Below are 17,110 nucleotides of genomic sequence, written 5' to 3'. Positions count from 1 at the left end.
GTGGTCAGTTGCCTTGGACGAGGGGGACGAGGAGGGGGTTCTGTGCGGGGATGCCGGTGTTCTGGGGGGTGAGGCCGAAGGTGGTGAAGGCGGTGCGTTGTGGGAGGGGGTAGGGGGTGGTGCCGGTGAGGTGGTTGAGGATGGTGGCGCTGCGCCAGGCGGCGAGGCCGAGGTCGGGGGCGCCGACTCCGTGGGTGTGGCGTTCGGCGTTCTGTACGTAGATGTTGCCGGTGATGGTGGGGTCGAGGTCGAGGCGGTAGTGGTGGTCGATGCGGGGGCGGCCGGCGGTGTCGCGGCGTAGGTGGGTGCCGAGGGTGTCGAGGATGGGGTCGAGGGGGCGTTCGCGGTAGCCGGTGGCGAGGACGACGGCGTCGGTGGTGAGGCGGGTGCGGGTGCCTTGTTGGGTGTGTTCGAGGTGGAGTTCGACGCGGGTGGTGGCGACGCGGCCTGCGGTGCGGACGGTGACGCCGGGTGTGAGGGTGGCGTCGGGCCAGCCGCCGTGGAGGGTGCGGCGGTAGAGCTCGTCGTGGATGGCGGTGATGGTGTCGTGGTCGATGCCTTTGTGGAGTTGCCATTGGTGGGGGACGAGTTGGTCGCGTACGGCTTCGGGGAGGGCGTGGAAGTAGCGGGTGTAGTCGGGGGTGAAGTGTTCGAGGCCGAGTTTGGAGTACTCCATGGGGGCGAAGGCGGGGGTGCGGGCGAGCCAGTGGAGTTTTTCGTGGCCGGTGGGGCGGGCGCGGAGGAGGTCGAGGAAGATTTCGGCGCCGGATTGTCCTGAGCCGATGACGGTGATGTGTTCGGCTTCGAGGAGTTGTTGGCGGTGGTGGAGGTAGTCGGCGGAGTGGATGACGGGGACGGTTCCGGCGTCGGCGAGGGGTTTGAGGGGTTCGGGGATGTGGGGTTCGGTGCCGATGCCGAGGGCGATGTTGCGGGTGTGGGCGCGGCCGAGGGCTTCGGCTTCGCCGTGGGGGTCGAGTTGGGTGAAGTCGACTTCGAAGTGGGCGTGTTGGGGGTTCCAGCGGATGGCGTCGACTTGGTGGTTGAAGTGGAGGCTGGGGAGTTGTTGGCTGACCCAGCGGCAGTAGGCGTCGTATTCGGCGCGTTGGATGTGGAAGCGCTCGGCGAAGTAGAAGGGGAAGAGCCGGTCGCGGGTGCGTAGGTAGTTCAGGAGGGTCCAGGGGCTGGTGGGGTCGGCGAGGGTGACGAGGTCGGCGAGGAAGGGGACTTGGAGGCTGGCGCCGTCGATGAGGAGGCCGGGGTGCCAGTGGAAGGCGGGGCGTTGGTCGTAGAAGGTGGCGGTGATGGGGGTGGGGAGGCCGTGGGTGAGGGCGGCGAGGGAGAGGTTGAAGGGGCCGATGCCGATGCCGACGAGGTCGTGGGGCTGATCGGTCTCGGGGGTGGGCCGGTCGGTCCGGGCTGTCATCGGTTGGGGCTGCTTTCTGTGAGTTCGGTGGTGAGGTGGGTGACGAGGTCGAGGAGTTGGTTGAGGTCGTCGGGGGTGGTGTGGGGGTTGAGGAGGGTGGCTTTGAGCCAGAGGTGGCCGTGGGTGTGGGTGCGGCCGAGTACGGCGTGGCCTCGGGTGAGGAGGGTGCGGCGGATGGTGGCGACGGTGTCGTCGTCGGCGTTGGTGGGGCGGAAGAGGACGGTGGTGATGGTGGGGCGGTCGTAGAGGTCGAGGGTGGGGTGTTTGGTGATGAGGTCGGCGAGGTGGTGGGCGGCGGTGCAGGTGCGGTCGATGAGGTCGGCGAGTCCGGTGCGGCCGAGTGCTTGGAGGGTGACGGCGATTTTGAGTGCGTCGGGGCGGCGGGTGGTGCGCAGTGAGCGGCCGAGGAGGTCGGGGAGTCCGGCTTGGGTGTCGTCGTCGGCGTTGAGGTAGGGGGCGTGGTGGTGGAGTGGGTCGAGGTGGTGGTGGTCGGGGACGGCGAGGATGCCGGCTGATGCGGGTTGCCAGCCGAGTTTGTGGAGGTCGAGGGTGACGCTGTGGGCGCGGTCGAGGCCGGTGACTTTGTGGCGGTGGGTGGGGCTGAGGAGGAGGGGTCCGCCGTAGGCGGCGTCGATGTGGAGTTCGGCGCCGTGGGTGTGGCAGAGGTCGGCGATGGCGGTGAGGGGGTCGATCTGGCCGGTGTCGGTGGTGCCTGCGGTGGCGGTGACGAGGAGGGGGTGGTGTCCCTGGTGGTGGGTGAGGGTGTTGTGGAGTGCGGTGAGGTCGATGGTGCCGTCGGGGGCGGGGACGGTGAGTGGGGTGGGGAGGCCGAGGAGCCAGGTGGCGCGGGTGATGCTGTGGTGGGCGTTGGTGCCGGTGATGGTTTGGAGGGTGGGGCCGTGGCGTTCTCGGGCGAGGAGGAGGGCGAGTTGGTTGGCTTCGGTGCCGCCGGTGGTGATGAGGGCGTCGGGGTGGGGGTGGTGGGGGTAGATCTCGGCGGCGAGTGCTGCGGTGGTGTCGGCTTCGAGGGTGGAGGCGGCGGGGGCCTGGTCCCAGGAGTCCATGGAGGGGTTGAGGGCGGAGGCGGCGAGGTCGGCGGCGGTGGCGAGGGCGAGGGGTGGGGTGTGGAGGTGGGCGGCGCAGAGGGGGTCGGCCGGGTCGGCGGCGCCTTCGGTGAGGGCGCCGATGAGGGTGGCGAGGGCGTGGTGGGGGCCGGTTCCGTGTTCGGGGATGAGGGGGTCGAGGGCGGCGCGCATGTGGGTGGTGACGGTGTCGGGTCCGCCGGCGGGTAGGGGGCCGTCGCGGCGGCGGGCGCCTTCTTGGAGTGCGGTGAGGACGGTGTCGATGAGGGGGCGCAGGGCGGTGGGGCCGGTGGTGGATCCGGCGAGGGGTGGGGTGGGCATGGGTGGGTGGCCCTTCGGGTGCACGTGGGTGGGCATGGGGGGACATGCCAGCTTGTCCGGGTTTCGGGGGGCGTTGGCGGGGAGCTTGGTGATCTGAACTCGAAAGGGGGATGGGTGGGCGCTTGGGGGCGTTGGTGAGGGGTTCGGGTGGTAGAGGGCGTGTGTGGTTGTGGGTGCGGTCCGGGTGTGGATATGGGTGTGCCCGGCCTGTCCTCGGGGTGAGGGCGGACCGGGCACGGGTGGTGCGGGTTCAGGTGGTGCGGGTTCAGGTGGTGCGGGTGGTGTGCGGGCTCCGGGTCAGTGGGCGTTGCGGACGGTGAGGGCGCGGCGCAGGTCGTCGATCTGGTCGGTGAGTTTGCGGCGCAGGGCGGGGATGAGTGCGTGGTCGGTGAGGGCCTGGTCGCCGAGGTGGAGGCTGTCGGCGTCGATGGCGTAGGCGGGGAAGGCGTAGCGGCCGGCGGCGTCGGCGATGGCGGGGCCGCGGCGGACGGCGAGTGCGGTGGCGTCGGGGTAGTAGCGGGGCACGTACGCGGCGACGAGGTCGGTCTGTTCGGGCTGCCAGAAGCCTTGGGCGGTGGCGGTGAACAGGTAGTTGGAGAGGGTGTCGTCGGTGAACATGGCGTGCCAGGCGGCGGCCTTGGCTTCGGGGGTGGGCAGGGCGGCGCGGCAGCGGGCGGCGCCTTCCTGGCCGGTGGCGCTGGGGTCGGCTTCGAGTGCGGCGGCGATGGTCTGCTCGTCGGTGGCGCCGAGGACGGCGAGGCGGGTGAGGATGCGCCAGCGGAGTTCGGGGTCGAGTTCGGGGCCGCCGGGGACGGTGCCTTCGGTGAGCCAGCCGTGGATGGTGTCGGGCTGGGTGGCGGCGTCGATGAAGTGGCGTACGGCGGTGAGGCGGAGGCCTGGCCGGCTGCCGTCCTCGGTGCGGCGGATGAGGTCGCGGGTGAGGGCGGTGAGGGTGGCGAGGGCGGCGGGGCGGTCCTCGGGGGTGGTGTAGCGGGCGGCGACCTGGGTGTCGGCGAAGGCGAGGACGCCTTGGAGGAGGGCGAGGTCGGTTTCGTGCGGGAGGTGGGTGCGGGCGGCTTCGAGGTAGCTGGTGGGGGCGAGTTCGCCGTCGCGGACCATGTCGCGGGCGGCGTTCCAGACGACGGCGCGGGTGAGGGCGTCGGGGATGCCGGAGAGGCCGGCCTGGAGGGTGGTCCAGGAGTCGGGGTCGAGGCGGATCTTGGCGTAGGTGAGGTCGTTGTCGTTGAGGACGACGAGGGCGGGGCGGCGGCCGGGGCGGGTGGTGGTGCCGTCGCCGGCCTGCGGGGTGGCGTCGCTGTCCTGGGGGATGCCGATGTCGAAGCGGTCGCGCAGGACGAGGCGGTCGGGGCCGGACTGGGTGTCGATGGCGTGGTCGTACGTGCCGACGGTGATGCGGTGGGGGCGGGTGCCGTGGTGGCCGACGGTGAGGGACCAGGTGGTGTCGCTCTCGCCGATGTGGGGGGTGAGGGTGTCGACTCCGGTGGTGCGCAGCCACTGGTCGGCCCAGGCGTGGACGTCGCGGTCGGTGGCGGAGGCGAGGTTGTCGATGAAGTCGGCGAGGGTGGCGTTGCCGAATTTGTGGCGGGCGAAGTGGGTGTTGATGCCGGCCAGGAAGTCTTTTTCGCCGAGCCAGGCGACGAGTTGGCGCAGGGCGGATGCGCCCTTGGCGTAGGAGATGCCGTCGAAGTTGAGCATCGCGGATGCGGTGTCGGGGACGGCGGCGGGGTCGGGGGCGACGGGGTGGGTGGAGGGGCGCTGGTCGGCGTCGTATCCCCAGCCCTTGCGGGCGACGCCGAAGTCGACCCAGGTGTCGGTGAAGCGGGTGGCTTCGGCGAGGGTCTGGTAGCCCATGTACTCGGCGAAGGACTCGTTGAGCCAGATGTCGTCCCACCAGGCGAGGGTGACGAGGTCGCCGAACCACATGTGGGCCATTTCGTGGGCGATGACCATGCCGCGGGTCTGGCGTTCGGTGTCGGTGACGGCGGAGCGGTAGATGAATTCGTCGCGGAAGGTGACGAGGCCGGGGTTCTCCATGGCGCCCGCGTTGAATTCGGGGACGAATGCCTGGTCGTAGGAGTCGAACGGGTAGGGCTCGTCGAACTTCTCCTGGAACCGGTCGAAGCAGGCGCGGGTGATGTCGAGGATCTCGTCGGCGTCGGCGTCGAGGTGGGGGGCCAGCGAGCGGCGGCAGTGGATGCCGAAGGGCAGTCCGGCGTGTTCGGTGGTCACGGAGTGCCAGGGGCCTGCGGCGACGGCGACGAGGTAGGTGGAGACGGGAGGGGTGGGGGCGAGGGTCCAGCGGCCGTCGCCGGTGTGCTGGGCGATGCCGTTGCCGAGGACGGTCCAGCCTTCGGGGGCGGTGACGGTGAGGGCGAAGACGGATTTGAGGTCGGGCTGGTCGAACGCGGCGAAGACGCGCTGGACGTCTTCCAGGAAGAGCTGGGTGTAGACGTACGTCTCGTTGTCGGTGGGGTCGGTGAAGCGGTGCATGCCTTCGCCGGTGCGGGAGTAGCGCATGGCGGCGTCGATGCGCAGTTCGTGGGGGCCGGCGGTGAGGGCGGTGAGGGGGAAGCGGTTCTCGTCGAGGTCGGCGGGGTCCAGTGCGTGTCCGTCGAGGCTGATGGAGCGCAAGGTGGCGGGCTTGAGTTCGACGAAGGTGTCACCGGCGGCGAGGGCGGTGAACTGGATGACGGTACGGGAGTCGAAGGTCTCCTCCCCCGCGGTCAGATCGAGGTCGATCGTGTACCGCTGTACGTCGAGGAACTGGGCTCGGGCCTGCGCTTCATCGCGCATCAGTACGGACATGGGAGCCATGCTGCCGTATGCGGTGGGCGGTGTGCAGGTGGGTTCTCGCAGGGCTGACGAGGCCCGCCGGGGTCCTTTGAGGGCTAAGATTCTTGATGACGTGTACGTGTGTGGAGGGGTGCGGGATGGCGAAGGACCAGGACGCGGTGGCGTCGATCGTCGCGGACTGGCGGCGGGAGCGGCCCGAGCTGGATACGGCTCCGCTGGAGGTGTTCGGCCGGCTGCACCGGGCGTTTCTGCGCTACAGCGCGGCGATCTCGCGGCCGGTGGAGCGCAAGGGTCTGTCGATGGCCGGTTTCGATGTGCTGACGGCGCTGCGGCGGGCGGGTGCGCCGTTCCGGCGTACGGCGGGTGAGCTGGCTGATTCGGGGCTGATCAGTTCGGCGGGGGTGACGTTGCGGATAGACCGTCTGGAGAAGGACGGGCTGATCCGGCGGGAGCGGGATCCGCAGGACCGCCGGGTGGTGCACTCGCGGCTGACGGACGAGGGTCTGTCGGTGATCGACTCGTTGTTCTCGGAGCATCTGGACAATGAGCGGCGGATGCTGGCGGGGTTGTCGCCGGCGGAGTGCGCGCAGTTGGCGGGGCTGCTGGAGAAGCTGGAGCGGTCTGTGTTGGCGGCGGAGTCGGGCGAGTAGGGCGGGCGGGGGTGCGGGGCGCTCCGCGGGGCACCGGGACCCCGGTGCGGGGGTGTCCTCAATCGCCGGACGGGCTTGTTCTGGGGCGTCGGCGCCCCGGCGTGAAGGTGTCCTCAATCGCCGGACGGGCTTGGTTTTGCCGGTGTCCGGCAGATGCACCGGTGTCCGGCTCCGTGGTGCGGTGTCCGGGCGATTGAGGACCGGGGGTCAGACCGCTGTTGCCTGGGCTTCCGCTTCTGTGCGGTACATGCGGCGGACGCGGACCACGCCGAGGTCGTGCTGGTAGAGGTTCTCCGCCTGGTCGGCGTCGGTGCGCAGGTCCTCCAGCATGATGCGGTCCTGTTCGAGGACGTCCCAGTGGCGGTCCTCCAGGAGCGTCTTGTAGAGGAAGCGCCACGTGTCGCGCTGCCAGTCGGTGACCTTGCGGTAGCGCCAGAAGAAGACGGCGCAGCGGTTCTCGTCGATGGGGGTGGCCATGCCGACGATGCCGAAGGGTCCGCCGGGGCCGGCGGTCGGTGGGTAGGGGATGGTGAGGTCGACCCAGTCGACGCCGGTGCGGCAGAGTTCGACCCAGTCGAAGTTGACGCCGCTCTGGTCGGTCTTCTCGAAGAAGAAGCCGCGTTCGGTCTCGCGGATGCGGAAGCGTGCGGTGGTCTGGCCCTCGGCCATGCTGTGCGAGTCGCGGTGGAGGAACGAGCCGTGCATGGGGTCGAGGAGGTTCTCGACGGCGTAGCGCCAGTTGACGTTCCACTCGGCGTAGCAGAGGAACGCCGAGGTGCCGGGGTCGGTGAGGTGTTCGGGGAGGACGAGTGGTGTGGGTTCGGGGTGCTCGTTGTCGCCGAAGTAGGCGAGGATGCCGCCGGCGGTCTCGATGACGTGGGGGGCGGCGACGAGCTGTTTGCCTTCGAGGTTGCAGCCGGGCAGGCCGGGTACGGCGGCGACGGTGCCGGTGCCGTCGACCTGGACGCCGTGGTACCAGCAGGCGATGCGGTCGCCGAGGTGTTTGCCGAGGGAGAGGCGGGCGCCGCGGTGGGGGCAGCGGTCCTCCAGCATGTGGAGGGTGCCGTCGGCGCGGCGGAACAGGAGCCATTCCTCGCCGAGGAGGGTGAGGCGCTTCATGCCGCCCGCGGGGACGAAGTCGGAGGGGCAGACGGCGTACCACTGGTTGCGGATGCCGGTGGCGTAGAGCCGGTCGGCGGTGCGGTGGCCGGGGCGGGCGACTTCGGAGGGGCGGGTGGGGGTGCCGGGGTGCACGGTGGTGGTGTCGGTGGTCATGGTCGTCTCACGCTCCCAGGCGTCGCATCTCGTTGCGGAAGGTTTCCTCGGTCCACGGGCTGCCGTCGGGTGCGGGCAGGTCGCGGGCGTTGAGTCCGGCGACGAGGCCGGGCAGGTCGTGGGCTCCGCTGCCGAAGACCTCCTCGATCACTGCGGCGAGCTTCTTCTCGTACGGGGTGGGCTCGGCGGTGCGTGCCTGGTTCGGGTTGAGGTACTGCGGGGTGGTCGGGCCGGCCATGTCGGCTCCCTTCGGGGGCGGGTCAGAGGTCGAGTACGAGGCGGGGGGTGCGGGCGCGGGAGACGCAGAGCATCATCGAGGCGCCTGCTTCGCGTTCGGTTTCGCTGAGGAGGAAGTCGCGGTGGTCGGGGGTGCCTTCGAGGACCTTGGTCTCGCAGGTGCCGCAGATGCCGTCGCGGCAGGAGGACGTGACGGGGATGCCGGCGTTCTCCAGTGCGTCGAGCACGGAGGTGTCGGGGCCGACTTCAACGGTGCGTCCGGTGCGGGAGCAGACGATGTCGAAGCCGGTGTCCTTGCCGTCGCGGGGTGCGGCGGCGGGAGCGGCGAAGCGTTCCGTGCGGGCGTCGGGGTGGCGTTCCTCGATGGCTGCGAGGAGGGGTTCGGGGCCGCAGCAGTAGACCTGGGTGCCGGGGGCGAGGTCGCCGAGGAGGGTGTCGAGGTCGAGGTGGCCGTGTTCGTCCTGGGGCACGAACTCTGCTGATCCGCCGGGGAGTTCGGCGAGTGCCGCGAGTTCGGTGCCGAAGGCCATGGAGGTGCGGGTACGGCCGCCGTGGACGAGGCGCCAGGGGGTGGTGGTGCGGGTGGCTTCGCGGGCCATGGCGAGGATCGGGGTGATGCCGATGCCGCCGGCGATGAAGAGGTAGCCGGTGGCGTCGCCCGTGGTGTCGAGCTCGAAGTGGTTGCGGGGGCCCTGGACGTGGAGGGTCTGGCCGGGGCGGAGCTGGGTGTGGAGGTGGGCGGAGCCGCCGCGGGAGGCGGGTTCGCGCAGGACTCCGATGCGCCAGTGGGTGGTGTCGGCGGGGTCGGAGCACAGGGAGTACTGGCGGGTGTGTCCGCCGGTGTGTACGTCGATATGGGCGCCGGGCCGCCAGGCGGGGAGGGGCTGCCCGTCGGGGTGGGTGAGTTCGATGCTCAGGACGCCGTCGGCCTCCCAGGTCATGCGGTGGACGAGCAGGTCGAGCCGGGGTTCCTCGGCGGTTGTCATGACGGGTTGCCTCCCTGTCCAGAGGTATCGGTTGCGGTGGCGGGGAGCTTGACGGGCGGGGTGAAGGGGGTGTTCATCGGGCCGAGTGCGGTGAGGTCGATCTCGACGAGGGTGGGGCCCGGGGAGGCGATGGCCTCCTTGATGACGGGTCCGGCGTCGGCTTCGGCGGCGATGCGTGCGTACGGGAGGCCGACGGCGGCGGCGAGGAGGGCGAAGTCGGGGGTGGTGAGGTCGACTCCGGAGCGGCGGGGGAAGTGGTTGTCCTGCATGTTGCGCAGGACGCCGTAGCCGCCGTCGTTGAAGACGAGGAGGGTGAGGTCGGGCTTCTCCTGGGCGAGGGTGAGGAGTTCGCCGAGGTGGACGGCGAGGCCTCCGTCGCCGGCGATGACGACGGTGGGGGTGTCGGGGCGGCCGAGTGCGGCGCCGATGCCCATGGCGAGGCCCTGGCCGATGCCGCCGCCGCGCGGGAAGACGTTGGTGGCCGGGTCGGTGATCTCCAGGAGGCGGTTTCCCCAGGTGGAGGAGGGGATGGTGACGTCGCGGGCGATGACGGATCCGGGCGGGCAGGCGTCGCGGATGGCGTCGTTGATCGCGGCCTGGGGTCCGATGGCGTGGCGTTGCGCGGTGCGGGCGTCGGTGCGGGCCTTGCGTACGCGTTCCGGCCAGGCCGTTTCCGTGGTGCCGCTGGTGACGCGTCCCAGGAGTGCGGCGAGTACGGCGGTGGCGTCGCCGTGGAGGGCGACGGTGGCGGGGTACACGCGGCCGGGGGCTGCCGGGTCCAGGTCCAGCTGGATGTGGACGGGCGGGAGTCCGAGGCTGTAGTCGGCGGTTTCGTTGGAGCGGAAGTGGGTGCCGATGGAGAGCAGGACGTCGGCTTCGGCGAGGAGGGCGCGGCCGGCGGGTGCGGTGGCGTAGTTGCCGAGGACGCGGTCGTCGGACTCGGGGACGGAGCCGCGGCCGGAGTTGGAGGTGACGAGTCCGGCGTTCAGGGCGTCGAGGAGTGCGGCGAGTTCGGGGCGGGCGGTGTTGGCGCCGCCGCCGGCCCAGACGAGGGGGCGGCGGGCTGCGGAGAGCAGGGCGGCGGCCCGGTCGAGGAGTGCAGGGTCGGGCAGGGCGGGGGTGGCCGGTTTCGGCAGGGGGGTGCCGGTGAGTTGCTGGGGGGCGAACTGCAGGTCGATGGGCCATTCGACGCTGACGGGCCCGTGGGGGGCGGTGAGTGCGCGGGCTGCGGCGTCGCGGAGGATGTCGCCGGCGGATGCGGCGTCGGTGACGGTGACGGCGTGGGTGGAGACCGCGCGGAGCATGCCGAGCTGGTCCTTGGTCTCGTGGATGAAGCCGCGTCCGGAGCCGAGGTACTCGCTGTCGATCTGTCCGGTGATGTGGAGGACGGGGGTGCCGGAGCTCAGGGATTCGATGAGGGATCCGGCGGCGTTGCCCGCTCCGGTACCGGTGCTGGTGAGGGCGCAGCCGAGGTTGCCGGTGGCGCGTGCGTAGCCGTCGGCGGCGTTGACGGCTGCGGCTTCGTGGCGGACGGGGACGAAGCGGAGGTCTCGGTCGACGGCTTCGACGAGCGGCAGGTTGTGCACGCTGACGATGCCGAACACCGTGTCGACGCCGAGTGCGCGCAGCGTCTCGACGAGCAGGTCGCCGCCGTTGGGTCGGGTCATGTCGGGTGCTCCTGAAGAGGTGGGGGATGTGGGTTACGCGACGGCGCGGTTGACGCCGCCGCAGACGTCGACGGTGGTGCCGGTGATGTACGAGGCCCTGGGTGACAGGAGCGCGGTGACGGCGTACGCGACTTCGTCGGCGTTGCCGAGGCGGCCGAGTGCGATGCCGCGGTCGGCGGCGAGTGCGGTCTGCCAGGCGGTGTAGTCGAGGGGGCTGCCGGAGGCGGCGTAGCGGCGTTCCCACTGTCCGGTGTCGACGAGGCCGAGGCAGACGGAGTTGACGCGGATGCCGTCGGGGGCGAGTTCCTTGGACAGGGAGGTGGAGAGGTTGAGGATGCCGGCGCGGGCGGCGCTGGTGGTCATCAGTGCGGTCTCGGGTTGTTTGGCGAGGACGGCGTTGATGTTGACGACGGAGGCGTGGCCGGAGGCGCGCAGGTGGGGCAGGGCGGCGTTGAGGGGGTTGAGGACGCCGAAGAACTTGAGTTCGAGTTCGTCGCGCCAGTCGTCGGCGGTGGTCTCGGCGAAGGGTTTCATCCGGGAGGCGCCGGCGTTGTTGACGAGTCCGTCGAGGCCGCCGAGGTGGTCGGCCGCGGCCTCGGTGAAGGCCTGTACGGCGGCTTCGTCGCGGACGTCGCAGGGTGCGTGGTAGAGCGCGTCCGGGCCGGCGAGGCCGTCGAGGGCCTTGGCGAGGGCGTCGGCGCGGCGGCCGCAGGTGGCGACGCGGGCGCCTTCTTCGAGCAGCGTGCGGACCGTGGCGAGGCCGACGCCGGAGCTGCCGCCGGTGACGAGGATGCGGTGGCCTTTCAGGCGGAGGTCCATGGGGTTCCTTGCGGGTTGGGGGTGGGGTGCGGGGTGCTCCGCGGGGCGCCGGGACCCCGGTGCGGGTGGTGTCCTCAATCGCCGGACGGGCGTGGTGTGCCCGGACGGGCTGGTTTCGTCACTGCATCGTGAAGCCGCCGTTGACCGCGAGGGTCTGGCCGGTGATGTAGCCGGATTCGTCGCCGATGAGGAAGGCGATCAGCCCGACGAGGTCGGCGGGTTGCTGGGGGCGGGAGATGGCCCGGTTGAGGCGGTACAGCTCGTGGCGCTCAGTGGGGATGTCCACGGCGGACTCCCCCTCGGTGAGGCCGGGGGCGACGGCGTTGACGGTGATGCCGAAGTCTCCGGTCTCGCGTGCCATGGCCCGGGTCAGGGAGATGACGGCGCCCTTGGAGGCGATGTAGTGGGCGAGGCGGGGCGATCCGTACAGGGCGGCGTCCGAGGCGAGGTTGACGATGCGTCCGCTGCCGTGGGCCCGCATGAGCGGGAGGAGGGCGCGGGCGACGAGCCAGGGGCCGCGGGCGTTGACCGTCATGATGCGGTCCCACGCCTCGATGTCGATCTCGTGGAACGGTTTGCCGCCCACCGCGTTGGCGAGTCCGGCGTTGTTGACCAGTCCGTACAGCCGGCTGCCGTCGCAGGCGAGGGTGGCGGCCAGGGCGGCGGTGGAGTCGGGGTCGGCGACGTCGAGCGGGTGGTAGTCGGCGGTGATGCCTTCGGCGCGCAGTTCCCGGGCGGCCTGCCGGCCGGTGGCCTCGTCGAGTTCGGCGATGACGACGCGGTGGCCGTCGCCGCCGATCCGGCGGGCCGCGGCCAGTCCCAGGCCGCGGCCGGCGCCGGTGACGACGACCGTACGGGGGGTGTCGTCGGTGGCCATCAGTCGCGGGTGATGCCGTGCATCGGGGAGTGCGCGGGGTAGGTGGGGACCTGCGGCTTCTGGGTGCCGATGATGACGCAGAACAGGGCGTCGGTGTCGCCCTCGTTCTTCAGCGAGCGGGCCACTCCGGCGGGGACGACGATCATGTCGCGGTAGCCGAGGGTGCGGTACTCGGCCTCGTCGGCGCCGCGGTGGATGCCGACCTTGACCTGGCCCTCCAGGACGAAGAAGGCCTCCTCGACGTCGTGGTGGGTGTGCTCGGGCCCTTCGGCGCCGGGCGGGAGCAGCATGTTGGAGAGGGTGAAGCCGCCGGAGGGCAGGATGCGGTTGTCGTTCTCGTGGTTGCCGGTGGCGCCGGAGCCGACGTAGCGGATCTGGGCGCGGCGGTACTGGGCGCCGGCCTTCTCCTGGAAGGACAGGGTGTTCCAGTCGGGTTCGCGGGAGTCCTTGGTGGCGATGAGGGAGTCGGTGAACTTCGCGAGGTCGCCGTCGGTCTCGTACGGGGTGTTGTCGATGGGCACGGGATGCTCCTGGTTCTGTGGCGGGGGGTGGACTCGTCGTTACGCGGGAACGCGGGCGACGACGTGGAGGTGGGCGCGGACCCAGGCGTTGAAGGCCTCGGGGCGTTCCTGGTTGGAGAGGTGTCCGGCGCCGGAGAGGGTGACGTAGACGGACTTGGTGAGTCCGCCGGCGATGGCCTGTGACTCGTCGGTTCCGGTGACGGTGTCCTGTTCGCCGCACAGCACGAGGGCGGGTGCGGTGATGGCGGGGAGGTCGTCGGTGAGGTCGGCTTCGGCCATGGCGGCGGCGGCGTATCCGTAGCCGGGGCTGCGGATGGCGGCGGCCATGGTGGCGACGACGCGTGCGACGAGTTCGGGGGGTGCGCCGGCGGAGACGAGGCGTGGTCCGCGGGCGGCGGCGAAGGCTTCGGGCCCCTGGCCGGCGAGTTGGTGCGCACGCCCGCGCATGGCTTCGGCCTTCTCCGGGTGGGTGCCGGAGCCGCGGCTGGAGTCGGCGACGATCAGGGAGGCGACGAGGTCGGGGTGACGGGTGGCGAGGCGCAGTGCGATGACGCCGCCCCAGGAGACGCCGAGGACGTGGGCGGGGCCGCCGTGTGCGCGGATGAGGGCGGCGGCGGTGTCGGCGTAGCCGTCGAGGCCGGGGGCGCTGTCCGGGTCGGCGGAGTCCGCGTAGCCGGGGGCGTCCCAGGCCACGATGCGTACCTGGTCGGCGAGGCCGTCGAGTTGGGGGGCGAAGGCGGCGGAGGAGGAGCCGATGCCGTGGAGGCACAGGAGCAGCGGGGCGTCCGGGTCGCCGGCTTCCCGTGTATGGACCCCGGCGACGGTGGCGGCGGCGGCGACGGCGGTCACAGGATCTGTCCCGCCCGGCCGACGACGGCGCCGAGGCTGCGGAGCACGGCGTGCGGGACGACCTGACTGGTGGCGGGGTTGGCTTCGTCGGGCCGGTGGGCGACCTCGAAGCGGTACGTGCCGTGCGGGCCGGCCGCTTCGATGACGTGCCGGGTGAGGGTGGCGGCCGGGTCGGCGACGACGACGACCTCGACGAGGGCGGGGTCGCCGGTGGCGAGGGCGACGGATGCGGCGACGTTCGTCGACTTGGGGAACTTCACCGGGACGTCGATCGCGGTGCCGCGCATCACCTCGACGGGTTCGGTGGTGGTCCGCAGCCTCTCGGTCAGCTCCGCGTCCATCCAGGGCTGGTGGAGGGTGCCGGGGAGTTTGGTGGTGGTGAGGGTGACGGAGGTGAGGGGGCCGAGTCCGCGGACGGCCTGGAGGAGGTCGAGTCCGCCGACGGCTCCGCCGGTGAAGTAGACGCGTCCGGGTCCGGCGGCGCGCAGCCGGTCGGTGAGGGCGGGGTCGACGAGGGCGCCGGTGGAGGCGATGAGCAGGTCGGCGCCGCTGTCGAGGACGCGCTCGGCCCATTCGCGTACGACGGCCTGGCCCGCTGCTTCGACGACGAGGTCGCAGACGGTGAGGGCGTCCTCGAAGGAGAGCTGGGGTGCGGGGGCGTCGACGAGGGGACGGTTGTCGATGATGCAGGTGAGTTCGGCGCCGGGGATGTGGCCTTCGGCGAGGGCGGTGCCGACGACGCGTCCGATGGCGCCCCAGCCGACGAGGCCGATGCGGCGCACGGGGCGGGCGGGGCGGGTGGTGGTGTCCGGCCGGGGGGTGAGGGTGGCGGTCATGCGGTCACCTCTTCGGTGGTGTCGGCGGTGGTGGCGAGGGGGCCGGGGTCGGGGGTGCCGGCCATGTGGCTGCGGATGCCGGGGGAGGGCGGTCCGGCGGTTCCCCAGAGGTCGGAGAGGTCGGGGGTGCGGCGCCAGACCTTGGCGATCCAGGCGTCCTCGACGATCTGGGCGACCTCGGAGGTGTATTCGCAGACGAGTCCGGCGGGGTCGGTGAAGTAGGAGAAGGTGTTGTTGCCGGGGCCGTGCCGGCCGGGCCCCCACTGGGGGTTGATGCCGTGGTGGCGCAGGCGGCCGAGGCCGCGCATGAAGTGGTCGACGGACGTCATCTCGTAGGCGACGTGGTTGAGGGAGGTCCACTCGGCCTGGTTGAACGCGATGCAGTGGTGGTCGGCGTTGCAGCGCAGGAACGCCATCTGGTGTTCGGACCAGTCGGAGACGCGCAGGCCGAGGACCGAGGTGTAGAAGGCGACGGCGGCGTCGATGTCCGTGGTGTTGAGGACGGTGTGGGTGACGCCGACGGGGACGGCGGCGTCCCGGCCGCGCGGGGTCACGGCGTGGGTCTGGGCGCTGAGTTCGATCAGCCGGCCCTCGGGGTCGGTGAAGCGGAGTCCGTAGCCGCCGCCGACCTGGTCGAGGGGGCCGGGTCCTGCGACGGGGACGATGCCCCTGGCGAGGAGGCGGCGGGCGGCCTCGTCGATCTCGGCGGGGGTGGTGACGGCGAAGGTGATGCGGCCGAGGCCGTTGTGCTCGCCGCGGGCGAGGTGGAGGACGTGGTGTTCCTCGCCGGTGCCGCGCAGCCAGGTGGCGTCGGCTTCCTGCTCGACGGGTTCCAGGCCCCAGACCTCGCGGTAGAAGTCGGCGGACTCGGTGAAGGCGGGGGTGCGGAGCTCGACGGAGCGCAGGGCGCGCAGCCGGGCGACGGGGGCCGGCAGGGGGCGTGGGGTGTTCTCGTACGGCATGGGGGGCTCCGGGTTCTTCTCGCTCGGCTTCACTGGGCGGCCCAGGGCAGGGGGGTGGTGTCGGTGGCCCAGTAGAGGGACTTCTGCCGCTGGTAGCCGCGGATGAGGTCGCGGCCCTTCTCGGTGCCGATGCCGCTGTCCTTCAGCCCGCCGAACGGGGTGGAGATGCTGAACTGCTTGTACGTGTTGATCCAGACCGTGCCCGCGTCGATACGGCGGGCGAGGCGCCAGGCTCTGGCGTGGTCGCGGGTCCAGATGCCGCAGGCCAGTCCGTAGACGCTGTCGTTGGCCTGGGTGACGAGGTCGTCCTCGTCGTCGAAGGGCAGGGCGACGACGACGGGTCCGAAGATCTCCTCCTGGCAGACGCGGGCGGTGTTGGGCAGGCCGTCCAGGACGGTGGGGAGGTAGTAGGCGCCGTCGCGGTAGCGCTCTGACTCCGGTGCCGCTCCCCCGCACCGGACGGTGGCACCTTCCTCGCGGGCCAGGTCCACGTAGGCGGCGACGCTGTCGCGGTGGCGGTGGTGGACGAGCGGGGCGACCTGGGTGTCGGGGTCGGTGCCGGGTCCGACGCGGAGCTTCCCGGTACGGGAGACGAGTTCGCCGAGGAACTCCTCGTAGCGGGAGCGGGCGATGAACAGCCGGGAGCCGGCGATGCAGCTCTGTCCGCTGGAGGAGAAGACGCCGTACATGACGCCGGCGAGGGCCTGCTCCAGGTCGGCGTCCTCCAGCACGATCGTCGGGGACTTGCCGCCGAGTTCGAGGGAGACGGGGATGAGTTTGTCGGCGGCTGCGTGGGCGAGGGTGCGGCCGGTGGAGGTGCCGCCGGTGAAGGTGATCTTCTCCACGGCCCGGTGGCGGACGATCGCGTCGCCGATGACGCTGCCGCGGCCGGGCAGGACGGAGAGCAGGGCGGTGGGCAGCCCGGCCTCGGTGAGTGCCCGGTGGACGAGGCGGCCGAGTGCGAGGGCGACGAGGGGGGTCCACTCGGCGGGCTTGAGGAGGACGGCGTTGCCTGCGGCGAGGGCGGGGGCGAGCTTCTGGGCGTCGCTGGCGATCGGCGAGTTCCAGGGGGTGATCGCGCCGACGACGCCGATGGGTTCGTGGACGCTCATCGTGACGTACGGGCCGCGGGCGGGGGTGAGGGTGTCCTCGGCGGTCTCCAGGGCGGCGGCGGTGTAGCGGAAGGTGCCGGCGGCGCTGTGGACGAGGGCGCGGGTCTCGGTGCGGCATTTGCCGGTGTCGGCGGTCTGCAGGGCGGAGAGCGTGTCGGCGCTCTGCTCGACGAGGTCGGCGATGCGGTGGAGCAGCCGGGCGCGGAGGTGGGCGGGGAGCTCGCGCCAGGCGGGGTCGTGGGCGGCGCGGGCGGCCGCGGTGGCGGCCTCCTCGACGTCGTCGAGGGATGCGGCGTGCACGGTGGCGATGACCTGGCCCGTGGCCGGGTCGACCGTCTCGATGAGGGCGCCACGGCCCTGTCGCCACTGCCCCGCGACCAACACCTCGTCGGCAAGCATCAGTTGGCCTCCTGCGATCGAATCGATTACCTCAGAGCTAAAAATCTAAGTGCTTAAGTAATTGTCCGCAAGCCCCCTCGGCAAAATCTCCTTTTGCCTCCCGGGGGCTTGACGGCCCGCACCCCTGGACCGGTAAAACTTAAGCACTTAAAAGCTAGGCACTTACAGAGGCGCGTGGGTGACTTCACAAGCTCACGAGCACCGTGCGGCCGTTCCCACCCGTACGCTCACCTCGTTCCCCTCCCCTCTGTGACCCCGTACACCTGGCTCCCCAACCGCT

At 71.4% G+C, this 17,110-nt stretch carries 15 protein-coding genes; 1 reads left to right on the top strand and 14 read right to left on the bottom strand.

The window, feature by feature from the left end; all coding sequences use genetic code 11:
* Positions 1–4: 4 nt before the first annotated feature.
* The 3 genes from OG959_RS29635 to pepN form a co-directional block, all read right to left on the bottom strand.
* Positions 5–1,423 (bottom strand): lysine N(6)-hydroxylase/L-ornithine N(5)-oxygenase family protein, encoded by a 1,419-nt coding sequence (locus OG959_RS29635; RefSeq protein WP_326663388.1) that lies wholly within the window; start codon positions 1,421–1,423, stop codon positions 5–7.
* Positions 1,420–2,826, bottom strand: coding sequence for a pyridoxal phosphate-dependent decarboxylase family protein (locus OG959_RS29630; RefSeq protein WP_326663386.1), 1,407 nt, complete (start codon positions 2,824–2,826; stop codon positions 1,420–1,422). Before OG959_RS29630 ends, OG959_RS29635 begins: the two co-directional genes overlap by 4 nt.
* 297 nt (positions 2,827–3,123) lie before the next feature.
* Positions 3,124–5,652 carry an aminopeptidase N gene (gene pepN, locus OG959_RS29625; RefSeq protein WP_326663385.1) on the bottom strand — a complete coding sequence of 843 codons (2,529 nt, stop codon included), beginning with the start codon at positions 5,650–5,652 and terminating at the stop codon, positions 3,124–3,126.
* Positions 5,653–5,777: 125 nt separating this feature from the next.
* Here pepN and OG959_RS29620 point away from each other — a divergent pair, with 125 nt between their 5' ends.
* Positions 5,778–6,290 (top strand): MarR family winged helix-turn-helix transcriptional regulator, encoded by a 513-nt coding sequence (locus OG959_RS29620; protein ID WP_326663384.1) that lies wholly within the window; start codon positions 5,778–5,780, stop codon positions 6,288–6,290.
* A 207-nt stretch (positions 6,291–6,497) separates the two neighbouring features.
* Here OG959_RS29620 and OG959_RS29615 read toward each other — a convergent pair whose 3' ends face one another.
* The 11 genes from OG959_RS29615 to OG959_RS29565 all read right to left on the bottom strand — a co-directional run bounded on the left by OG959_RS29615 (position 6,498) and on the right by OG959_RS29565 (position 16,830).
* Positions 6,498–7,565 (bottom strand): aromatic ring-hydroxylating dioxygenase subunit alpha, encoded by a 1,068-nt coding sequence (locus OG959_RS29615; protein WP_326663383.1) that lies wholly within the window; start codon positions 7,563–7,565, stop codon positions 6,498–6,500.
* A 7-nt stretch (positions 7,566–7,572) separates the two neighbouring features.
* Positions 7,573–7,803, bottom strand: coding sequence for a recombinase-like helix-turn-helix domain-containing protein (locus OG959_RS29610; RefSeq protein WP_326663381.1), 231 nt, complete (start codon positions 7,801–7,803; stop codon positions 7,573–7,575).
* 22 nt (positions 7,804–7,825) lie between these two features.
* Positions 7,826–8,788: a PDR/VanB family oxidoreductase gene (locus OG959_RS29605; RefSeq protein ID WP_326663379.1), complete on the bottom strand. Its 963-nt coding sequence runs from the start codon at positions 8,786–8,788 to the stop codon at positions 7,826–7,828.
* Positions 8,785–10,455, bottom strand: a complete 1,671-nt coding sequence (locus tag OG959_RS29600; protein ID WP_326663377.1) for a thiamine pyrophosphate-binding protein — start codon at positions 10,453–10,455, stop codon at positions 8,785–8,787. Before OG959_RS29600 ends, OG959_RS29605 begins: the two co-directional genes overlap by 4 nt.
* 33 nt (positions 10,456–10,488) lie before the next feature.
* Positions 10,489–11,274 (bottom strand): SDR family oxidoreductase, encoded by a 786-nt coding sequence (locus OG959_RS29595; RefSeq protein WP_326663375.1) that lies wholly within the window; start codon positions 11,272–11,274, stop codon positions 10,489–10,491.
* A gap of 118 nt (positions 11,275–11,392) precedes the next feature.
* Positions 11,393–12,151 (bottom strand): SDR family oxidoreductase, encoded by a 759-nt coding sequence (locus tag OG959_RS29590; RefSeq protein ID WP_326663373.1) that lies wholly within the window; start codon positions 12,149–12,151, stop codon positions 11,393–11,395.
* The gene (locus OG959_RS29585) at positions 12,151–12,672 is read right to left on the bottom strand and encodes a cupin domain-containing protein (protein WP_148015699.1); all 522 of its coding nucleotides are present in this window, start codon (positions 12,670–12,672) and stop codon (positions 12,151–12,153) included. The genes OG959_RS29590 and OG959_RS29585 overlap by 1 nt, the downstream gene beginning before the upstream one ends.
* Positions 12,673–12,711: 39 nt before the next feature.
* A complete protein-coding gene (locus OG959_RS29580) occupies positions 12,712–13,521 on the bottom strand; it encodes an alpha/beta fold hydrolase (protein WP_326663371.1) in 810 nt (269 codons plus the stop codon).
* Complete coding sequence (locus tag OG959_RS29575) at positions 13,518–14,357, bottom strand: aspartate dehydrogenase domain-containing protein (protein ID WP_326663369.1); 840 nt, start codon at positions 14,355–14,357, stop codon at positions 13,518–13,520. Before OG959_RS29575 ends, OG959_RS29580 begins: the two co-directional genes overlap by 4 nt.
* Entirely contained in the window at positions 14,354–15,319 is a 966-nt protein-coding gene (locus OG959_RS29570; RefSeq protein WP_326663367.1) for a VOC family protein, read from the bottom strand. Before OG959_RS29570 ends, OG959_RS29575 begins: the two co-directional genes overlap by 4 nt.
* A 29-nt stretch (positions 15,320–15,348) precedes the next feature.
* Positions 15,349–16,830: an aldehyde dehydrogenase gene (locus tag OG959_RS29565; RefSeq protein WP_326663365.1), complete on the bottom strand. Its 1,482-nt coding sequence runs from the start codon at positions 16,828–16,830 to the stop codon at positions 15,349–15,351.
* Between the last annotated feature and the right edge of the window lie 280 nt (positions 16,831–17,110).

It is taken from the genome of Streptomyces sp. NBC_00385 (assembly GCF_035917155.1).
In the GTDB taxonomy this organism is placed as follows: Bacteria; Actinomycetota; Actinomycetes; order Streptomycetales; family Streptomycetaceae; genus Streptomyces; species Streptomyces poriferorum.
Note: the sequence above shows the minus strand (reverse complement) of the source record. Positions and strands in the feature narration are given on the sequence as shown.